This is a genomic window from Candidatus Zymogenaceae bacterium (genome assembly GCA_016931225.1).
Taxonomy (GTDB): Bacteria; Desulfobacterota; Zymogenia; order Zymogenales; family Zymogenaceae; genus JAFGFE01.
This window is the reverse complement of the sequence record JAFGFE010000005.1, coordinates 107,392-125,295: the sequence shown is the minus strand read 5'-3', so window position 1 is coordinate 125,295 and position 17,904 is coordinate 107,392. Positions and strand designations below refer to the sequence as shown.

15 protein-coding genes and 1 pseudogene are annotated in these 17,904 nt (G+C 58.1%); 13 read left to right on the top strand and 3 right to left on the bottom strand.

The features are described from left to right. Positions 1-39: 39 nt before the first annotated feature. The 8 genes from JW885_01885 to JW885_01850 all read left to right on the top strand — a co-directional run bounded on the left by JW885_01885 (position 40) and on the right by JW885_01850 (position 7,891). Positions 40-1,899 (top strand): ATP-binding cassette domain-containing protein, encoded by a 1,860-nt coding sequence (locus JW885_01885; protein MBN1880898.1) that lies wholly within the window; start codon positions 40-42, stop codon positions 1,897-1,899. A 227-nt stretch (positions 1,900-2,126) separates the two neighbouring features. Further along, positions 2,127-3,392 carry a 3-deoxy-D-manno-octulosonic acid transferase gene (locus tag JW885_01880; GenBank protein ID MBN1880897.1) on the top strand — a complete coding sequence of 422 codons (1,266 nt, stop codon included), beginning with the start codon at positions 2,127-2,129 and terminating at the stop codon, positions 3,390-3,392. Continuing rightward, on the top strand, positions 3,392-4,522 hold the full coding sequence (gene lpxK, locus JW885_01875; GenBank protein MBN1880896.1) for a tetraacyldisaccharide 4'-kinase: 1,131 nt from the start codon (positions 3,392-3,394) through the stop codon (positions 4,520-4,522). The genes JW885_01880 and lpxK overlap by 1 nt, the downstream gene beginning before the upstream one ends. Further along, entirely contained in the window at positions 4,509-5,099 is a 591-nt protein-coding gene (gene gmhB, locus JW885_01870; GenBank protein ID MBN1880895.1) for a D-glycero-beta-D-manno-heptose 1,7-bisphosphate 7-phosphatase, read from the top strand. Before lpxK ends, gmhB begins: the two co-directional genes overlap by 14 nt. A gap of 1 nt (position 5,100) precedes the next feature. Continuing rightward, positions 5,101-5,274: a Trm112 family protein gene (locus JW885_01865; protein ID MBN1880894.1), complete on the top strand. Its 174-nt coding sequence runs from the start codon at positions 5,101-5,103 to the stop codon at positions 5,272-5,274. Between the two features lie 7 nt (positions 5,275-5,281). Beyond that, entirely contained in the window at positions 5,282-6,289 is a 1,008-nt protein-coding gene (waaF, locus tag JW885_01860) for a lipopolysaccharide heptosyltransferase II (protein ID MBN1880893.1), read from the top strand. Between the two features lie 260 nt (positions 6,290-6,549). Then, a complete protein-coding gene (locus tag JW885_01855) occupies positions 6,550-7,281 on the top strand; it encodes a hypothetical protein (GenBank protein MBN1880892.1) in 732 nt (243 codons plus the stop codon). Between the two features lie 10 nt (positions 7,282-7,291). Then, entirely contained in the window at positions 7,292-7,891 is a 600-nt protein-coding gene (locus JW885_01850; GenBank protein MBN1880891.1) for an NAD(P)H-dependent oxidoreductase, read from the top strand. Between the two features lie 72 nt (positions 7,892-7,963). Here the strand turns inward: JW885_01850 and JW885_01845 are convergent, their stop codons facing one another. Genes JW885_01845 through JW885_01835 form a run of 3 tightly spaced genes read right to left on the bottom strand, consistent with a single transcriptional unit; the run spans position 7,964 to position 11,058 of the window. Then, the gene (locus tag JW885_01845; protein MBN1880890.1) at positions 7,964-8,887 is read right to left on the bottom strand and encodes a phosphotransferase; all 924 of its coding nucleotides are present in this window, start codon (positions 8,885-8,887) and stop codon (positions 7,964-7,966) included. Then, the gene (gene alr, locus JW885_01840) at positions 8,884-10,038 is read right to left on the bottom strand and encodes an alanine racemase (protein ID MBN1880889.1); all 1,155 of its coding nucleotides are present in this window, start codon (positions 10,036-10,038) and stop codon (positions 8,884-8,886) included. The genes JW885_01845 and alr overlap by 4 nt, the downstream gene beginning before the upstream one ends. A 33-nt stretch (positions 10,039-10,071) precedes the next feature. Next, positions 10,072-11,058, bottom strand: a complete 987-nt coding sequence (locus JW885_01835; protein ID MBN1880888.1) for a hypothetical protein — start codon at positions 11,056-11,058, stop codon at positions 10,072-10,074. Positions 11,059-11,452: 394 nt separating this feature from the next. Here JW885_01835 and glyQ point away from each other — a divergent pair, with 394 nt between their 5' ends. From glyQ to JW885_01810, 5 genes and pseudogenes are all read left to right on the top strand, one after another. Beyond that, positions 11,453-12,343, top strand: a complete 891-nt coding sequence (gene glyQ, locus JW885_01830; GenBank protein ID MBN1880887.1) for a glycine--tRNA ligase subunit alpha — start codon at positions 11,453-11,455, stop codon at positions 12,341-12,343. A gap of 54 nt (positions 12,344-12,397) precedes the next feature. Beyond that, positions 12,398-14,476: a glycine--tRNA ligase subunit beta gene (locus JW885_01825; GenBank protein ID MBN1880886.1), complete on the top strand. Its 2,079-nt coding sequence runs from the start codon at positions 12,398-12,400 to the stop codon at positions 14,474-14,476. 142 nt (positions 14,477-14,618) lie between these two features. Then, a complete protein-coding gene (locus JW885_01820) occupies positions 14,619-14,765 on the top strand; it encodes a hypothetical protein (protein ID MBN1880885.1) in 147 nt (48 codons plus the stop codon). Then, a pseudogene (locus tag JW885_01815) lies at positions 14,755-15,021 on the top strand (hypothetical protein). Before JW885_01820 ends, JW885_01815 begins: the two are co-directional and overlap by 11 nt. 136 nt (positions 15,022-15,157) lie before the next feature. Further along, positions 15,158-17,842, top strand: coding sequence for a pyruvate, phosphate dikinase (locus JW885_01810; protein MBN1880884.1), 2,685 nt, complete (start codon positions 15,158-15,160; stop codon positions 17,840-17,842). The last annotated feature ends 62 nt before the right edge of the window (positions 17,843-17,904 follow it).

The following is a 17,904-nucleotide window of genomic DNA, read 5'->3' as shown; positions in this document are numbered from 1 at the left end:
TTGGAACAGTACATGCGGCAGGAAAGGGTATAAAGACATATGTCCAAATCTCGTGAAGAGTTGCCATCGGGCAAACAATTATTGAAGCTGTATCGACGGCTGCTGAAATTCGTCTGGCCGTATCGATATCGCTTCTCCTTTGCGGTCTTGATGAACCTGGCGTTCGCCGGGACGACCACGGCCATCGCGTATCTGATAGACCCCCTGGTGGACAACTTAATCTCGTTCAAGGACCTGGGCCAGTTAAAGGTGTTGACGATCGCGGTGGTCATCGTCAGCGTGTTTCGCGGCCTGTCGAATTTCCTGGGTACCTACAATATGCGGTTTGTCGGTTTGAGGGTCGTCAAGGACATCAGGGATTTGCTCTATTCGCATATCCAGAGACTGTCGCTCAAGTTCTTTTCGGGCACGCATTCGGGGGTGCTCATCTCCCGGATTAATAACGACGTGAATCTGGTGACCATTGCCGTGACCGATGCCGTGGAGGTGGGGGTCAAGGAATTTCTGACGATGATCTTCTTGATCGGTTTCTGCTTTTATCAGGACTGGTTGCTTTCGCTCCTGGCGTTTGTGGTGTTTCCCCTGATGATCTTTCCGATCGTCAGAATTTCCCGGGCGGTGAGGAAGATATCCACCAAGGGCCAGGTAAAGATGGCGGATTTGACAACCGTCATGATGGAGGCGTTTACCGGCGCCCGTATCGTCAAGGCCTTCGGAATGGAGGATTACGAGTCGATGCGTTTTGAAAAGGAAAACTTTCGACTGTTTAAAAATTACTTGCGCATCGCCCGGGTAAAGGCGCTGACCGGCCCCCTGATGGAGGTCATTGGAACCGTCGGTTTCGCCCTGGTGCTCTGGTATGGAGGGCTTCTGGCCATTGAACAGCTCAACGCCGTTCATTTCGGAAAGGGCGCGATGTTCGTCAGCAATACCAGTTACCTGGGCAAGTACGCATCCATTATCGCGGCCCTGGTGCTCATATATCCCGGTGTACGGGCTCTCTCCCGGCTGAACAACGCAATCCAGGAGGCCATCGCCGCATCGATCCGTATCTTCAACGTACTGGATACAAAGCCCGACATCACCGACAAAAAGGGGGCCGTCGAGATGCCTCCGATATCCAAGCAGGTGGAGTTTAGAAACGTCTCTTTTAGATATGAAGACGAATATGTTCTCAAGAACATCAACATGACGGTACAGACCGGTGAAGTGGTGGCGTTCGTGGGGATGAGCGGCGGCGGAAAGACCACCCTGGTGAACCTCGTCCCCCGGTTTTACGACGTTACCGAGGGAGCGATCCTGATTGACGGTGTGGATATTCGGGATGTCACCCTGAAATCGCTCAGGGGACAGATCGGCATGGTCACCCAGCAGACGATACTCTTTTCGGATACCATCAGGAACAATATCGCTTATGGAAGGCCGGAAACATCGGATGAGGAAATTCTCAGAGTTTCTAAAGCCGCAAACGCCCACAAATTCATCGAGCGCCTTCCGGACGGATACGAAACGATGATAGGAGAACAGGGGATGCGGCTCTCGGGCGGCGAGCGGCAGCGACTGTCCATCGCCCGGGCGATTCTCAAGGACTCCCCCATCCTCATACTGGATGAGGCCACATCCTCACTCGATACCGAGAGCGAGCTCGAGGTACAGAAGGCCCTGGAGAATCTGATGAAGGGACGGACGACCTTCGTCATCGCCCATCGGCTCTCCACGATTCAGCATGCGAACAGGATTATGGTTGTCGTCAACGGCGAGATCGTGGAAGAGGGGAGGCACGACGAGCTCCTCAAGAAGGGGGGCGAGTACCGAAAACTGTACGAAATGCAATTTAGAGACCAGAACAACATGAAGGCGCCTGAAGATGATCAGGACGGGGCGAAGCTCGAGGTCTAACATGCGTACGATATCCCGTCTGCGATTGTGACGTCTGCCCTCCTCGGGACAAGGTAAACGGCATGCCGATATGAACCCTTCGGCCGTGATCCCGGGGGGGATGGTGCACATGACGACCGGATGCCGTGTGCCGTCGTGGCTGATACATGAGTCGTACTACAGAGAAAAAAGAAACGAAGTATTCCTCGGGCATGGGTGCGGGAGCGCAAAAAGGGCCGAGAGGGATCGTGTTCTTTTTGTATTCGCTGTTCTTCCTCGTCTTTTTCGGTGTCGCGCTGATATATTATTTCCCGAAGCTTTTCGGCGACCGGGAAAGCAGACGGGGCGCGAAAGAGCGGTTCGGCCTTCTTGATACGCTCCCGGATCATCCGATCTGGATACATGCCGCATCCTACGGGGAGATGCTCGCCGTCGTGATTCTCATCGGCGAGTTGAGAAAACGATGTCCACAAATCCCCGTGGTGGTTTCAACCAATACGATAACCGGGAAAAACGCGGCCCGGGAAAAGCTCCCCGGGGTGCCCTGTTTTTTCTTCCCCTTTGACTTCTTCGTGACAATGAAGCGGTCCGTCGATCACGTCAACCCCCGGCTGGTTCTGGTGATGGAGGCGGAAATATGGCCCGGGCTGCTTCGAATACTCTCAAAGAGAAATATCCCCTGCGCTTTGATAAACGCGCGCATGTCTCCCCGGAGCTTCGGTCGTATGAGAAAGGTGAGACGTGTGTTCGCCCCTATCCTCGATGGATTCGATCGAATCATCGCCCAGTCCGACGTGTATCGTGAGCGATACGTTGAACTCGGGTACGACAACTTGCGCATAGCGGTATCTGGCAACATCAAATACGACGCTCAGTACCGGGAGGCGTCCGCCCCACCCGAGCTGTGTGAACTGATCGCATCCTCCCGTCCCCTCTTCGTGGCGGGGAGCACACACCCCGGAGAGGAAGGGGTGATCCTTGATGCGTTCACGGCCGTTCGGAAAGAGGTGCCCGACGTTCTCTTGGTGCTGGCCCCTCGTCACCTGACGAGATCCGATGAGGTGGCGGCGCTTATCGGCCGGTATCCATATCGAATGACGAGGCGTACCGACGGTGATGTCGGGCGGAAGGCCCGCGGGGTTGATATCCTGCTCCTCGATAGTATGGGGGAGCTGACGGGGCTCATCGCCGCTTCAGACGCGGCGTTTCTGGGGGGGAGCCTCATTCCCGGCGTGGGAGGCCACAACGTCCTTGAGGCCGCGGCTCAGAGGAAGCCGGTGTTGTTCGGCCCGTACATGGAGAACTTTCCTGACATTTCCCAGGCTCTCGTCGATGCGGGGGGGGGATTCGTGGTACGGGACGCCCCGGAGATTGCGAAAATGACGATACGTATGTTTTCCGATAAAAAGATGCGGGAGGATGCGGGGCTTCGGGCGATGGAGGTTGTGGAGAGCAACAGGGGGGCCGCCGTGCGGACGCTGGACGCCGTTCTGCCCCTGATCGGAGAGTCGTGATGGTTCCCGGGGGTTGTGCCGAACGCTGTATCGGGTGGGTGGAGCGGCTCTACCAGGACAGGGCCTCAAGATACAGGGTGATGCTGCTCTTTTTCCCGGTCTATCTTGTCGGCCTGATCTACGGCCTTGTCATGAAGATCAGGGCGTTTCTCTACCGGGTGCGGTTGTTCGAAAGTTATTCCGTTTCCGCGTGTGTGGTGAGCGTTGGGAATATCAGCGTCGGCGGTCAGGGAAAGACCCCGGTGGTGATGCACCTTGCTCGGAGGCTGACGGAGCGGGGGATTTCCGTGTCGGTGGTCTCCCGGGGATATGGATTTGAGGTTGCCGGCGAGTACCTGGTGGTGTCGGATCGAAACGGCCCCGTATGTTCGCCGGGCGACGCCCCGGACGAGGCGCTGCTGACAGCTTGGAGGAATCCGGGCGTATCGGTGGTCGTCAGCCCGAACAGGGTCGCCGCCGCCCGTGCCGCTGTTTCCCGGTTTGGGGCGCAGGTGGTGCTGATAGACGACGGATTCCAGCATCTCAGATTGCACCGGGACCTGGATGTTCTGGTGGCGGATCGGGTGAACCAGGTCGGAAACAGCTTGGTGTTTCCCGCGGGTCCCCTCCGCGAGCCGCTCTCCGCCGCGCGGCGGGGGGATGTCCTGTGGCTATCGGAAGCCGCGGTCGAGAGTACATCACATGAAGACGGGCCGGGCCCGATCGAGCGGGTGTGCGGCACGATTCCCCGGGTCTATTCCGTTCCCGTGCCTCTGGCCCTCGTTGACGGAGACGGGACGGAGTACCCTGCTCGGGCCCTCGAAAAAAAGAAGGCGCTGGCGTTTTGCGGAATCGCCAGGCCCCAGCGGTTTTTTGATACACTGGAAGACATCGGCGTCATCGTGGTCTACACGCTCCCCTTTCGGGATCATCACCGCTTTTCGGAAAACGATTACGCGGCGATAAACCACGTGGCCGCCCGTTTCGGGGCGGAGGTTATCGTGACGACGGAAAAGGATCTGATGCGAATCGGAGACCATACGCTCTCCCATCGGCTCCTTGCGGTGCGGATGGGACTGAGGGTACAGGAGGACGAGGGCGTGATTGCAATGATCGAATCGTGTGTGCGGGCATACAATGAAGAAGGCTAAAAGAAGGGCGGTGTTTCTCGACCGGGACGGCACGATCAACGTCGAGGTGGGATACCTCAACGATCCCGAAGAGCTGGAGTTGATACCCGGCGCCGCACAGGCCGTCGCCCGTCTCAATGACGCGGGCTTTATTGTGGTGGTGGTCTCCAACCAGTCCGGGGTGGCGAGGGGATACTTTACCGAGGAGGATGTTCATGCCGTCAACCGGCGGATGGTTGAGGTTCTCGGGCGGGAGGGGGCGCGTATCGACGGGATTTATTACTGCCCGCATCACCCGGAGTTCGGCGACGGGGAATATCGGAAAGACTGCGGGTGCAGGAAGCCGAATACCGGCATGGTAAAGCGAGCGATAGATGATCTCGATATCGACATTTCCCGGTCGTATGTCGTCGGCGATCACCTGGGGGATGTACTGCTCGGCGTAAATGCGGGGGCGCGGTCCATCCACGTTCTGACCGGCCACGGTATAACCGAGAGGGAGAAGCTGATTGAACACGGCATTGCTACGGCATATCTCGCCCGGGACCTGGCGGACGCCGTGGAACATATTCTTTCCCATACTACGGAGGAATTGTGACATGAGTATTGACAGGGAGCTGCTTGATATTCTTGCCTGCCCGAAATGCAAGGGGGATGTCGTGCTCACAGAGGGCGGGGACGGGCTGGTGTGTCACGCCTGCAAGTTGCTGTATGAGATACAGGACGGCATCCCGGTGATGCTGATTGACGAAGCGAAAAAGATCGAGGACTAAGAACACCGTGAATCGGATCATCGTGAAGGGCACAAACTGGATCGGGGATGTTTGTCTCTCCCTTCCCGCCGTGTACGCCCTCAGGCACATGTACCCCAATGCCGTCATCGATATCGCACTCAAAAGGCCTCTGGGGGGAGTGCTTTCGGGACTGGATGTCATCGACGGTGTTGTGGAATATTCCCCGGGATTTCAGGGAGAGCGCGAGCTGGTATCGAGGCTGAGACGGGATCGGTACGACCTGGGGGTCATCTTCCCCCGGTCCCTGCATGCTGCGGCGCTCATCTTCTTCGCCCGTGCCCGCCGCCGCCTGGGATACGCGGCGGACATGCGGTCTTTACTCCTGACCGATCGCGTCGAGCGGACGAAGGAGGTTACATCCCGGCATCAGAGCGAATATTATCGGCACCTGGTCTCGACGCTGGGAGACCCGGGGGAGCCGGTGATACCGAGGCTTTCCGTGTCCGACCGGGAGCGGGAAGAGGCGAAGGCGCTGCTCTATAAATGGGGGTGGCGGGGAAGAAGGCTCATCGGCGTCAATCCGGGTGCGGCCTACGGGGATGCGAAGCGATGGTACACCGATCGATTCGCCCAAGCCGCGGACATCATCACGGAAAAGCTTGACGCACAGGCGATTGTGTTCGGCGGTCCCCTGGAGGTGGACGTCGCGGAGGAGGTGTCCCGATACATGAAGAGAGCACCCGTCATTGCCGCGGGGAGGACGACGATCAGACAGCTTCTGGCCCTCATAGACTCGACCGATCTTTTTATCACGAACGATACCGGCCCCATGCATCTGGCGGCGGCCCTGAATGTGCCCCTCGTGGCGGTGTTCGGGTCCACGAATTCAACGACAACCTCCCCCATGGCCGAAACAGGGCGCTTCGCCCTGGTGCGTCATGAGGTGGAATGCTCCCCGTGTCTCGAGCGGTCATGTCCGTTGAAACATCACCGATGTATGGAGCTGGTAGAGGTGGGCGATGTTGTCGGCGCCGCCCTCTCTCTTGTGACATGACACAATACGATACACGGATCCGGGCATATTGCATAAGTAAAAGATATGCCGGCGGTATCACAAATACCTGGTAAATTGTGCGGATGTTGTTGATATGCTTGTTGTTTCTGGCTGCTTAATTATTAAGCAGATGCGGAAAAGTCTCGTAAAATCAAATGGTTCGATATCCGCGAGTCCCGCTTATCCACAAGTTATCCAGAACCCGAGCGCCCGATGAGGCTGCGCCTGTCGGAATTATGGAAACTCCCGCGAAAAATACGATGGTTGTTGAAAGCATCGAAGGCCGAAGCGGCACGCTGATGCTTCAAAAAAAAGTAACGACAGCCGGTGAGCGCTTTGAGCTGAGCGTGGGGGGCCATTACGTGATGAGCGCCGTCGACGGGCGCACGGAGCGGATGCTGGCAACACGGACCCTGGCGGACGTGGACTCACCCGGTCCCCTGACGGTGTGCGTGGGCGGCCTCGGCTTGGGACTGACTCTCGCACAGACCTTGTGTGACGATCGCATCAATGATGTGGTGGTGGCGGAGATAGAGGAGGCGATTGTCAGATGGAATAGGGTCTACCTGGCCCGTTTCAACGATCATGCCCTTTTCGATCGCCGGGTCACGGTACATACCGGCGATGTGATGGAGGTGATCAGGCGAAACAGGAGGCGATTCGACGCCATTGTTCTGGATGTGGACAACGGGCCGTCGTTTTTGGTGCGCGAGGAGAATGATCGGCTCTACGGCCGCTCGGGCCTGAAATCAATGAGACGTGCATTGAAGCCCGGCGGCGTCCTCGGCCTGTGGTCCCACCGCCCGGACCGGCGAATCCACCGGCTCCTGGATGATCTCTTCGATTCCATCCGCGTGACGCTCATCAAGGAAGATCTTTCCGATACGGATCTCTCAGATCGGGACTCCCCCGATCGGGATCTTCCGCCCACCGCGATCTACACGGCCAAACGCTCCCACAGGGCTCGTCGTACATGTATAAAAAAAGTATGAAAGAAGAGAGATGAATATTCTCGTCGTTCTCGCCCACCCGTCTCCCAAAAGCTTCAACCACGCCGTCGCCGATACCGTCGTCTCCACGGCCCGGGAAAACGGCCACACAGCGACACTCCTCGATCTGTATCGACACGGATTCGACTCCCACCTCCCCGAGCGGGAGATACCCACAAAAGGCGATGTCTCCCCGGAGGTAGAAGAGATGTGCCGGGAGCTTGCGAATGCCGACGGCATTGTCATCGTGCATCCGAACTGGTGGGGCCAGCCCCCGGCGATCCTCAAGGGCTGGGTGGACCGGGTCTTTCGTCCGGGGATTGCCTATCGGTTCCTGGAGGGAGACGATGGAGGGGGGGTGCCCGAGGGATTGCTCACAGCACAGGCCGCGTTGGTGTTCAATACCTCAAACACCCAGGAAAAAAGGGAGCGGTCGATGTTCGGCGATCCGCTGGAGCTCATATGGAAAAACTGTATATTCGACCTGTGCGGCGTCGATACGTTCTATCGGCGGATGTTCTCCGTGGTGGTCGACAGCACGGAAGAGGAGCGGAAGCGCTGGCTCGACGAGGTGCGGGACACCGTTCGCGCGTACTTCCCCCCGGACGGATAGACCTGTTCGGGGAGGGGAGAGCTGACGGGTTGGAGCGGGGTGCGTCCGGATCTTTCCGTCGAGCGACGCTGTTTACTTCTCCCCCCTCCGATACAGAAGGTCGTCCAGGGCCCACCCGATGCGGGCTCTCACGATGAGGGGAAAGAAGTCCGTCGTCTTCGAGATCAGCCTTCCTTTCAGTTTTTCGTCTCCGTCCACGTACCCTTTGAGTAGTTCACGGAAACGATCATCGGAAAACCATCCCTTTGGCGCGTTGTGATGGAGCCGGGCGAGCTTTCTTCCGGACCTGAGCAGACGCCGCAGGTTTGCGATGCGGCCCCGCATGCCGAGGGCCTTTCGCAACCGCGCCCGATCGAAATCTATAATGAAAATCCCGTCGTTTTCGTCCACCAGGATGTTGTGCATGTTCAGGTCGTGATGAAAGATTCCTGTGTTGTGCAGGGCGCGGACGGTTTTTCCGACGGAGAAGAGGAGGGAAGAGGTGTCCCGTCCCCGGTCGGTTTTCTCCCAGAGCGCCGTCACAAGCGATGCGGTGCGGGGTATTTCCGCGGTGACGATGCGGGCGCGGTATCCCTGAAGGAATCCGCATCTCTCCCGGGCGGAGGCGAGGGGATCGGGCACCGGGAGGCCCGCGACCCGGGCCGCCTGGAGAACGCGAAGCTCCCGTGTCTCTCTTCCGGGGACGAAAAAGCGTCCGCCCAAAAGGGCCCGCAAGAGCCCGCCGTGTCGGTAATCCCGGACGAATGCCGCTCCGATCCCGGGGATATCCACCCGGGCGACAGCCCCCCTGCCGCCTTCGATGTGTGTATCATGACGGGAGATGAGACGCTCGATCGGCTCGGTCAGGACTGAATCGGAGATGATGCTCTCGATATACTCTGTGTGGACGGTGAAGACGAATCGTCCCCGCCTGATGGTCACGAAGCCCTCCTCCCGTGCGGCTTTCTGTGTCGTTGCCGCGGTGAACGGAAGGAGGGACGGGGAGAGGATCATCATACTCCCTTCCCGTCATCGATATAGACCCGGGGGACACGCTTGGAGATCGCGCAGGTGACCTCATAGTTGATCGTCCCGAGAAGCCCTGCCATCTCGTCGGCTGTGATCTCATCGTTCTCTTGGGGGCCTATGAGCACCGCCTCGTCGCCCACGGCGACACCCTCGATATCCGTCACGTCGATCATCGTCATGTCCATACATATCCGGCCTGTGATCGGCGCCCGCATCCCCCGTACCAAAACACTCCCCCTGTTCGAGAGCAGCCGATTGTAGCCGTCGGCGTATCCCACCGGCAGTGTGGCGATGACGCTGGGGCGGGACGTCACGAATGTGCGGCCATAGCTGATGGGAGTACCCGCAGGCACCCGCTTGAGGTACCTGACGGCGCTTACCAGACGGAGCGCCGGGGTAAGCGGGATGGATTTTTCCACCTCGCTCGACGGATAGAGGCCGTAGAGCATGATCCCCGGACGGACCATGTTTATGTATGCATTCCGTAAGGCAAGTATACCCGCGCTGTTCGCCATGTGTTTGAAGGGGATGTTGATGCCGCTTCCCTCGAGGGTTTGTATGAGGTCCTTAAATATGGTGATCTGTTTGCTCGTAAACGAGAGATCAGCCTCGTCGGCGGACGGAAAGTGCGTAAATATTCCCTCGATGACGATGCCGGGGATGGTCTTCAGAAATTCAATATAGGAGAGCACATCCTCCGGGGGGATGCCGATGCGGCCCATCCCGGTATCCACCTTGATATGCACGGGGACTGGGCGGTCTGCCGACGCCGATGCGCCCAGGGTGAGGGGCGCGTCGGTATCCGCTACGGTCTGGGCCGCGCCGGTCTTGACGATGATGTCCACGACGTCGGGATTGCCTGCGGGGAGAAGCCCCATCACCAGGGTGTGTGCGTCGATGCCGGCCGTGCGGAGCTCCAGTACCTCCTGGGGATAGGCCACGGCGAGGGACGAGGCCCCGGAGGAAAGAGCGGCGTTTGCGATCTGCACCGCGCCGTGGCCGTATCCGTCGGCCTTGACGACGGCCATGACGACGGAAACCCCATTGCCCGCGGCCGCCGTGATGTGTCTGACGACGCTTTTGACGGCATCGAGGTTTACCAGTGCCCTGGTATCCCTGAGAACGCGCTCATCGAACATGGTACCGATCTTCTTGGTTGGATATAAGTTTCTTCAGTCTCTGTATGTAATGAGGTATACGCCGTTATCCGCGGTACCCGCCCACACGGAGAGTCCGGGGCCGGGGGAGAGGCAGGTAAACGCGCCCTCCAGGGGGGCGTCGCCGTAAAAAGCGATATCGACGGCGGCGGCGCCCGCGTCTCCGATATAGAGGCCGTTATCCGCCGCCACGTAGAGACGTCCCTCGTCGACCATGATGTCGTTGATCCGCCCGGGGTGAAGCGACCGGAAGATCTCGGGTGAAAGATATATGCGGGTGACGCCCGTCCGGTCGATGTGGAGAAGTTCGCCGTCTCTCGTTCCGACATACAGCGTGTCAGGGGTCAAGAAAAGCGAGGTGATCTCGTGATCCGAGCATTCCGGCACCCATCCAATCCTCCCGAACAGCTCTCCGCCGAGTATGACAAGGCCCGGCTTCCTGCTCTCGGTATCGGTCGTCGCAAGGGCCAGCGTTCCATCCGGTGCGAAGGTCATGGCGGTGACGGGGCCGGAGTTTGTCAATACCGGGTGGTAGGAGTCCTCCGTGTCCGACGTATAGAAAAGGCCCGTGTCCGTCGCGATGAAGAGAGACCCGTCAAAAGATGTCATTGAGGTGACCTTTGTCGTTTCCTCCGGCTGTGTGATGCGCTCGGCGTACCACATGTCGTCATCCGTCCTGACCCGGTAGAGAGACGCCTCATCTATGAGCGCCCAGAGGGTGCTCCCTGAGCCGCCGGTGATCATGAGCGCATCCATTCGCTGAAAGATGGGCAGGTAGACGTAATCCGAAAAGACGTGAAGGCCGCCGTTCGTGGCGATGAAAATCCCGAATCCCACATCCGGGGCGAGGCCGTAGACGCGGTTTCCCGCAAGCCCCGAGTCGGTGTTCAGCAGTGTCAACACCTCCGCTTCTCCGGCCAGGGATACGGGGGCGATACATATCATAATGACGGCGAAAAGCGCCGCGAAGCGGATATATCGAAGAAAGGTCGTATGCTTCATGTGACAGCCGTGCGATGAATGTTTTGTGGATGCGCCCGTTCGATGTGCCGGTGCGGTCGGTGTGTCCGTCATAATCGAAAAAGCGTATGTAATCAACACATTTATAGCGTCATTTAAACGGTTTGTAAAGGATAAAGCCGGAGTTTCTGTACCGATCGTCTTCCATCGAAGATCCCTCACGGTCCGTGATGAGGGATCGGAAAGCGTCTCGGGTGGATCGGTGACGGTTCAAAGGCGGGTCGATCCGGTCGTGAAACCGTAATCCTTCCGTCTTCGCCTCTGCGGATGAGCCTCTCCAATAGTCTTGACATTTTCATTACAAGTTGGTATTGTTCCCATTTATGTCATAATGTTATTGTCAAAAAATGCCGACGAGGAGCGAAGAAAAGTGACACTGACATTTCAGGAGTTGATTCTGGCTCTGGAGCGCTACTGGGCGGAGCGGGGATGTATTATCCAGCAGCCCTATGATATTGAAGTGGGCGCGGGGACCTTCAACCCGGCCACGTTTCTCAGGGTGCTGGGTCCTGAGCCCTGGAATGTGGCGTATGTGGAGCCGAGCCGCCGCCCCACGGACGGGCGCTACGGCGAAAATCCGAATCGCCTGTGCCATTACTACCAATACCAGGTGATTCTGAAACCCTCCCCCCAAAACGTGCAGGAGCTGTATCTGGACAGCCTCAAGAGCTTCGGCATCGATCCCTTGGCCCACGATATCCGATTCGTTGAGGACGACTGGGAATCCCCCACCCTGGGGGCGTGGGGCCTGGGATGGGAGGTCTGGCTTGACGGGATGGAGATCACCCAGTTCACCTATTTTCAGCAGGCGGGCGGGGTGGACCTGAAGCCGGTGTCGGTGGAGCTGACCTACGGCATCGAGCGCATCGCCATGTACCTGCAGGGGGTGGATTCGATCTATGACCTCCAGTGGGCCCACGGCGTCACCTATGGAGACGTGCACCACAAAGGCGAGGTGGAGAACTCCACCTACAATTTCGATGAGTCCGACCAGGACATGCTCTTTTCCATGTTTGACATGTGCGAGGCGGAGTCGAAACGAATGATCGAGCGGGGGCTGGTACTCCCGGCGTATGACTACTGCCTCAAGTGCTCCCATTTGTTCAACCTGCTGGACGCACGGGGTGCCATCAGCGTGACCGAGCGGGTTCGGTTCATCGGCCGGGTCCGGGACCTCGCCCGGGGGGCCGCGGAAGGATACGTGGCCCAGCGCGAAGAGTTGGGGCATCCCCTGATGAATCGCTGGAGCGACCTGGTCTGGGAATAACAGTAATTTCAGACATTTTCCCCGCGACCCCGGAGAAGAAGGAGATTTGCTGCCGTGGTGAAAGAGCTGCTGTTTGAAATAGGAACCGAGGAAATCCCGGCGGGACTCACCCCCGTCGCCCTGGATGCCATGAAGAAAATCATGGGCGATCTGTGTGCCCAGCACCGCATCGATATCGGGGAGATCATCACCGATGGAACCCCCCGGAGGCTCATGGCGGCCGTGCGGGGCGTGTCGGAGTCACAAAAGCCTCAGAGAACCGAAAAGATCGGACCGCCGGTCTCCGTCTCTTTCGATGCCGACGGCACACCGAACCAGAAGGCCCTGGGCTTCGCCAAGGGACAGGGCATGAGCGTGGATGAGCTCTCCCGAGTGAAGACGGACAAGGGGGAATACCTGGCCGCCGTGAAGGAGGACCCGGGACGTCCCACTGTCGAGATACTTCCCGACATACTGTCTGTTCTCATCAACGATATCCCGTTCAAGAAGAGCATGCGCTGGATGGACCTGGACGTCAGGTTCGTCCGGCCGGTCCACTGGATCGTGGCCCTGTTCGACGGGAAGGTGGTGCCGGTCTCCTTCGGGAATATCAAAAGCGGAGACAGAACTCGTGGCCATCGCTTCATGCACAACGAGGAGATCACCGTCTCCGGATACGACGACTACGTGAAAAAGCTGCGGGACGCCCGGGTCATCGTCAGCCGTGACGAGCGACGGGGCATCATCGAAAAAGAGATAGGGGATGTCGCCCGCTCCTTCGGCGGGGAGGTGCTGGAGGATCGGGAGCTGATCGATGAGATCGTGGACCTGGTGGAGTTTCCCGATGCTGTCGGCGGCACGTTCGACACGGCGTATCTTACGCTCCCCAGAGATATTCCGGTCATCGCCATGAGAAAACACCAGCGGTATTTCAGCGTGGTGGACAAAAAGAACGACCTCATGCCCCACTTCATCACCGTCTCCAATACCGTCGCGAAGGATCAAAAACTCGTGGCGAAGGGAAACGAGCGGGTCCTGGCCGCCCGCCTCGAGGACGCCCGCTTCTACTATGAGGACGACATGACGGTGTCCCTGGAGAGCCGGGTGGAGGACCTCAAAAACGTGGTTTTTCATTCGAAGCTGGGAACATCCTATGAGAAGGTCATGCGTTTCAAGGCCCTGGCGGTGTGGCTTTCCGAGACGCTCTTCCCTGAACATACACGCGATGTGGCACAGGCCGCGCTTCTTGCCAAGGCGGATCTCGATACCGGCGTCGTGCAGGAGTTCCCCGACCTGCAGGGAATCATCGGGCGCGAATACGCCCTGAAAGAGGGGATCAAGAAGGAAGTGGCACAGGCGATTAGCGAACATTACCTTCCGGTGTCCGCCACGGGGCGGCTCCCCGAGGGAGTGGAGGGGACCCTTGTCTCTCTGGCGGACAAGATGGATACCATCACGGGCTTCTTCGGAGTGGGGATGCCCCCCACCGGAACCGCGGACCCCTACGCCCTTCGCAGAAATACCATAGCGATTGTGAATATTCTCCTGGTAAAGGAGATCCGCCTTTCGCTCAATGCATTCATCGACCGTTCCCTTGAGCTTCTGGACGGTGTCATCTCAAAAAGCACGGATGAAACCAAGGCCGACGTCACGGCGTTTTTCACGGGGCGATTTTCCGGCATCCTCACCGCGGAAGGCTATCCCCAGGACGCGGTGGACGCGGTGCTGGAGGCTGGCTTTGACGACGTGGTGGGGGCGAGGAATCTCGTCAAGACCCTCACCAGGTGGAAGGAGCGGGCCGAGTTCTCCGATGTGGCCGCCGCTATAAAAAGAGTGGGAAACATCCTCAAGGACCACACGGCGGGCGATGTCGACGAATCGCTGCTGAGTGAGAAAGAGGAGCGAGAGCTCTTCGATGCGTATAGCAAGAAGAAGTCCGAGATTCAAAAAATGATTGAAAAAGAGGATTACGAGGCGGCGCTCACGGAGCTGGTGGGTTTTCGAAAGCCGATCGACGCCTTTTTTGAAGGAGTGATGGTGATGGCCAAGGACGAGAAGGTAAAGAACAACCGCCTCGCTCTCCTTTCGGCCGTGCGGGATCTGTTTGTGGGCCTGTGTGATTTTTCACGGATAGAGGCGGCGGGGGAGCGCTGAGGTGATTGTGTGATAACTACAATCTCCTGTATTTATTGATATATTGAGATATGTTGCTGAATATTTTATTTGCAGCAAAAAGCTCATCAATCCGCTTTTAGAAGTCGAGGAAATATTTTCGTGCATCCGGGAGGTGCCCTGGATGCCGGAATTCAGAATTGAGGTGGATGGGAAAGAGTACATTCACCAGACCGGATACAACAAGGCGTTCGACAGAATATTTCAAAAGATGGGCTGGGAGCATCGGCCCGTTCTTCATAAAAGGCCGGGATTGACAGGAGTTTTTTAAAAACGACGTATTCGTCGAGGTACAGTTCGGGAACAGCTCGACCATCTATAGTGATTACTACAAGTTCCATTACGGCCTGACGCATCATCTGCTCTCGCTGGCGGTATTGGTTGCGCCCGAAAAGCCGGAAACCTTTTTCCCCACCCGCCCCGCCGGCGTGCACAACATGGCGGCGTTTGATACAGCCAAAGGCCTGTTTGATCTGCTGCCTATCCCGGTCCCGATCCTGTTGATCGGGCTTCTGTCGGGGGAGTGACGGGAAGGGCGGTGGCGGTGATGGTGATGACAGCGACACGAGAGAAGATGCAACCACGAAAAAAATATATGCACGATCATTCGATCTGTAGAGATCTAAGATATGAAAGGAAAGATGCAATAAGGGGGAGTTAACAATGGCAAATAAGTATGTCTATTTTTTCGGGGATAAAAAGGCCGAGGGCGACGCCACCATGAAGCTGCTTCTGGGCGGAAAGGGGGCGAACCTCGCCGAGATGATCAATATCGGTGTTCCCGTCCCCGCGGGGTTCACCATCTCCACGGATGTCTGTGCCTACTATTATAATAACGATCGTAAATATCCTCCGGAACTTGAAAAAGAGGTCGGCAAAAACATCACAAAGGTCGAAAAGGCGATGAAGGCCGTCTTCGGCGATCCGAAGAACCCCCTGCTCTTCTCGGTAAGAAGCGGAGCGCCCGCCTCCATGCCCGGCATGATGGATACGGTCCTGAACCTGGGGTTGAACGAAAAGACCCTTACGGGACTGATCGAAAAAACCGGCAACGAGCGGTTCGTCTACGATTCCTACCGACGCCTCATCCAGATGTACGGGGACGTGGTGATGGGCCTCAAGCCAGAGACGGAAGAGGATGAAGACCCGTTCGAGGTGATCATCGAGAAGAAGAAAAAAGAGGTGGGTGCGAAGACGGACATGGATCTGTCCGCAGACGATCTGAAGGATTTGGCCGAGCGCTTCAAGAAGGCCATCAAGGATAAACTGAACAAGGAATTTCCGGAAGACCCGATGGATCAGCTGTGGGGCTCCATCGGGGCGGTTTTCGGCTCCTGGAACAATCCCCGGGCGGTGACGTACCGCAAGCTCAACAACATCCCCGCTCATTGGGGAACGGCGGTAAACGTCCAGGCGATGGTATTCGGCAATATGGGCGATGACTGCGCCACAGGCGTCGCCTTTACGAGGGACCCCTCCAACGGGGAGAACGTCTTTTACGGCGAGTACCTGAAAAACGCTCAGGGGGAGGACGTGGTGGCGGGCATTCGTACCCCGCAGCCCATCAATGTCTCCGGAAAGAGGGAAGACGCATTGATTTCCCTCGAGGAGGAAATGCCGGGCCAGTACGGGGAGCTTGTGGATATCTACAAAAGGCTCGAGGGTCACTACAGGGATATGCAGGACATCGAATTCACCATCCAGAACGAGAAGCTCTGGATGCTCCAGACCAGAACCGGCAAGCGCACCGCCCACGCCGCTGTGAAGATCGCCGTGGACATGGTGAATGAGGGCCTCATCGGCAAGGAAGAGGCGGTTATGCGCCTCGATGCGGCCCAGGTGGATCAGCTCCTGCACCCGATGATAGATCCGAACGCGCGAAGAAAAGTCATCGCCAAGGGGCTTCCGGCCTCACCTGGCGCCGGGGTGGGACGGGTTGTCTTTACCGCCAACGACGCGGAAAAAGAGGCGAAGAACGGTGTGAAGGTGGTTTTGGTTCGCATCGAGACGTCGCCCGAGGACATACACGGCATGAACGCCGCCGAGGGCATCCTGACCGCCCGGGGCGGCATGACCTCCCACGCGGCGGTGGTCGCCCGTGGTATGGGCAAGCCCTGTGTGGCCGGGGCAGGGGACGTGCGCGTCAGCTATGAAAAGCAGCAGCTCAGCGTCGGTGATGTGGTCATCAAACGGGGCGATTTCATCACCCTTGACGGCAGTAGGGGCGAGGTGATCGCCGGCGAGATGCCCCTGGTGGAGCCGGAGCTTTCCGGGGATTTCGGCACCATCATGGAATGGGTGGACGACATCAGGACCATGAAGGTCCGCACAAACGCCGATACCCCCCACGATTCCCAGGTGGCGGTGGATTTCGGCGCCGAGGGGATCGGCCTGTGCCGTACCGAGCATATGTTTTTCGAGGGGGACCGCATCGATGCGGTGCGGGAGATGATCCTTGCCGACGACCGGGGGGCGAGGGAAAAGGCGCTCCAAAAGATCGAGCCGATGCAGCAGGGGGACTTCGAGGGGATATTTCGGGCCATGGCACAGCGCCCGGTCACCATCCGGCTGTTGGACCCGCCGCTCCACGAGTTTTTGCCCCACACCGATAAGGAAATCGCAGATCTTTCGAAAAAGATGGGCGTTACCAGCGATAAAATCAAGCAGAAGGTGGAGGAGCTTCACGAGTTCAACCCGATGCTGGGCCATCGCGGTTGTCGCCTGGGCATCATCTACCCGGAGATATCCCGGATGCAGGCGAGGGCCGTCATGAAGGCCGCCGTTACCGTGAAAAAGGAGGGCGTGGACGTGCACCCGGAGATCATGATCCCGCTGGTGGGACATGTCCGGGAGCTGGAGCTCCAGCGCGAGGCGGTGGTTGAGGAGGTGGAAACGGTCCTGGCGGATTCCGGCGTGACGGTGGAATATCTCGTAGGCACCATGATCGAGCTGCCCCGGGCCTGTGTGACCGCGGACGAGATTGCGAAGGTCGCCCAGTTCTTCTCCTTCGGCACAAACGACCTGACCCAGACCACCTTCGGCCTCTCCCGGGACGACGCGGGATCGTTCCTGCCGGACTATGTCGAGATGGGCATTCTTCCCGAGGATCCCTTCGTCTCCCTGGATCAGGGGGGGGTGGGGAAACTGGTGAAGATGGCCGTAGAGCTGGGTCGGGGAGAACGGGGTGACCTGAAGATCGGCATCTGCGGCGAGCACGGCGGAGATCCCAAGAGCGTGGAGTTCTGTTTCAACACCGGACTCGATTACGTTAGCTGTTCTCCGTATCGTGTGCCCATCGCCCGTCTGGCGGCGGCCCAGGCCCTTATCAGGCTAAAGAAAGAAAAATAAATAAAGGTGCGGCGAATGGATGATTTCGTTGTACGGAGATTTCTGTTATTGCATGTGTACGG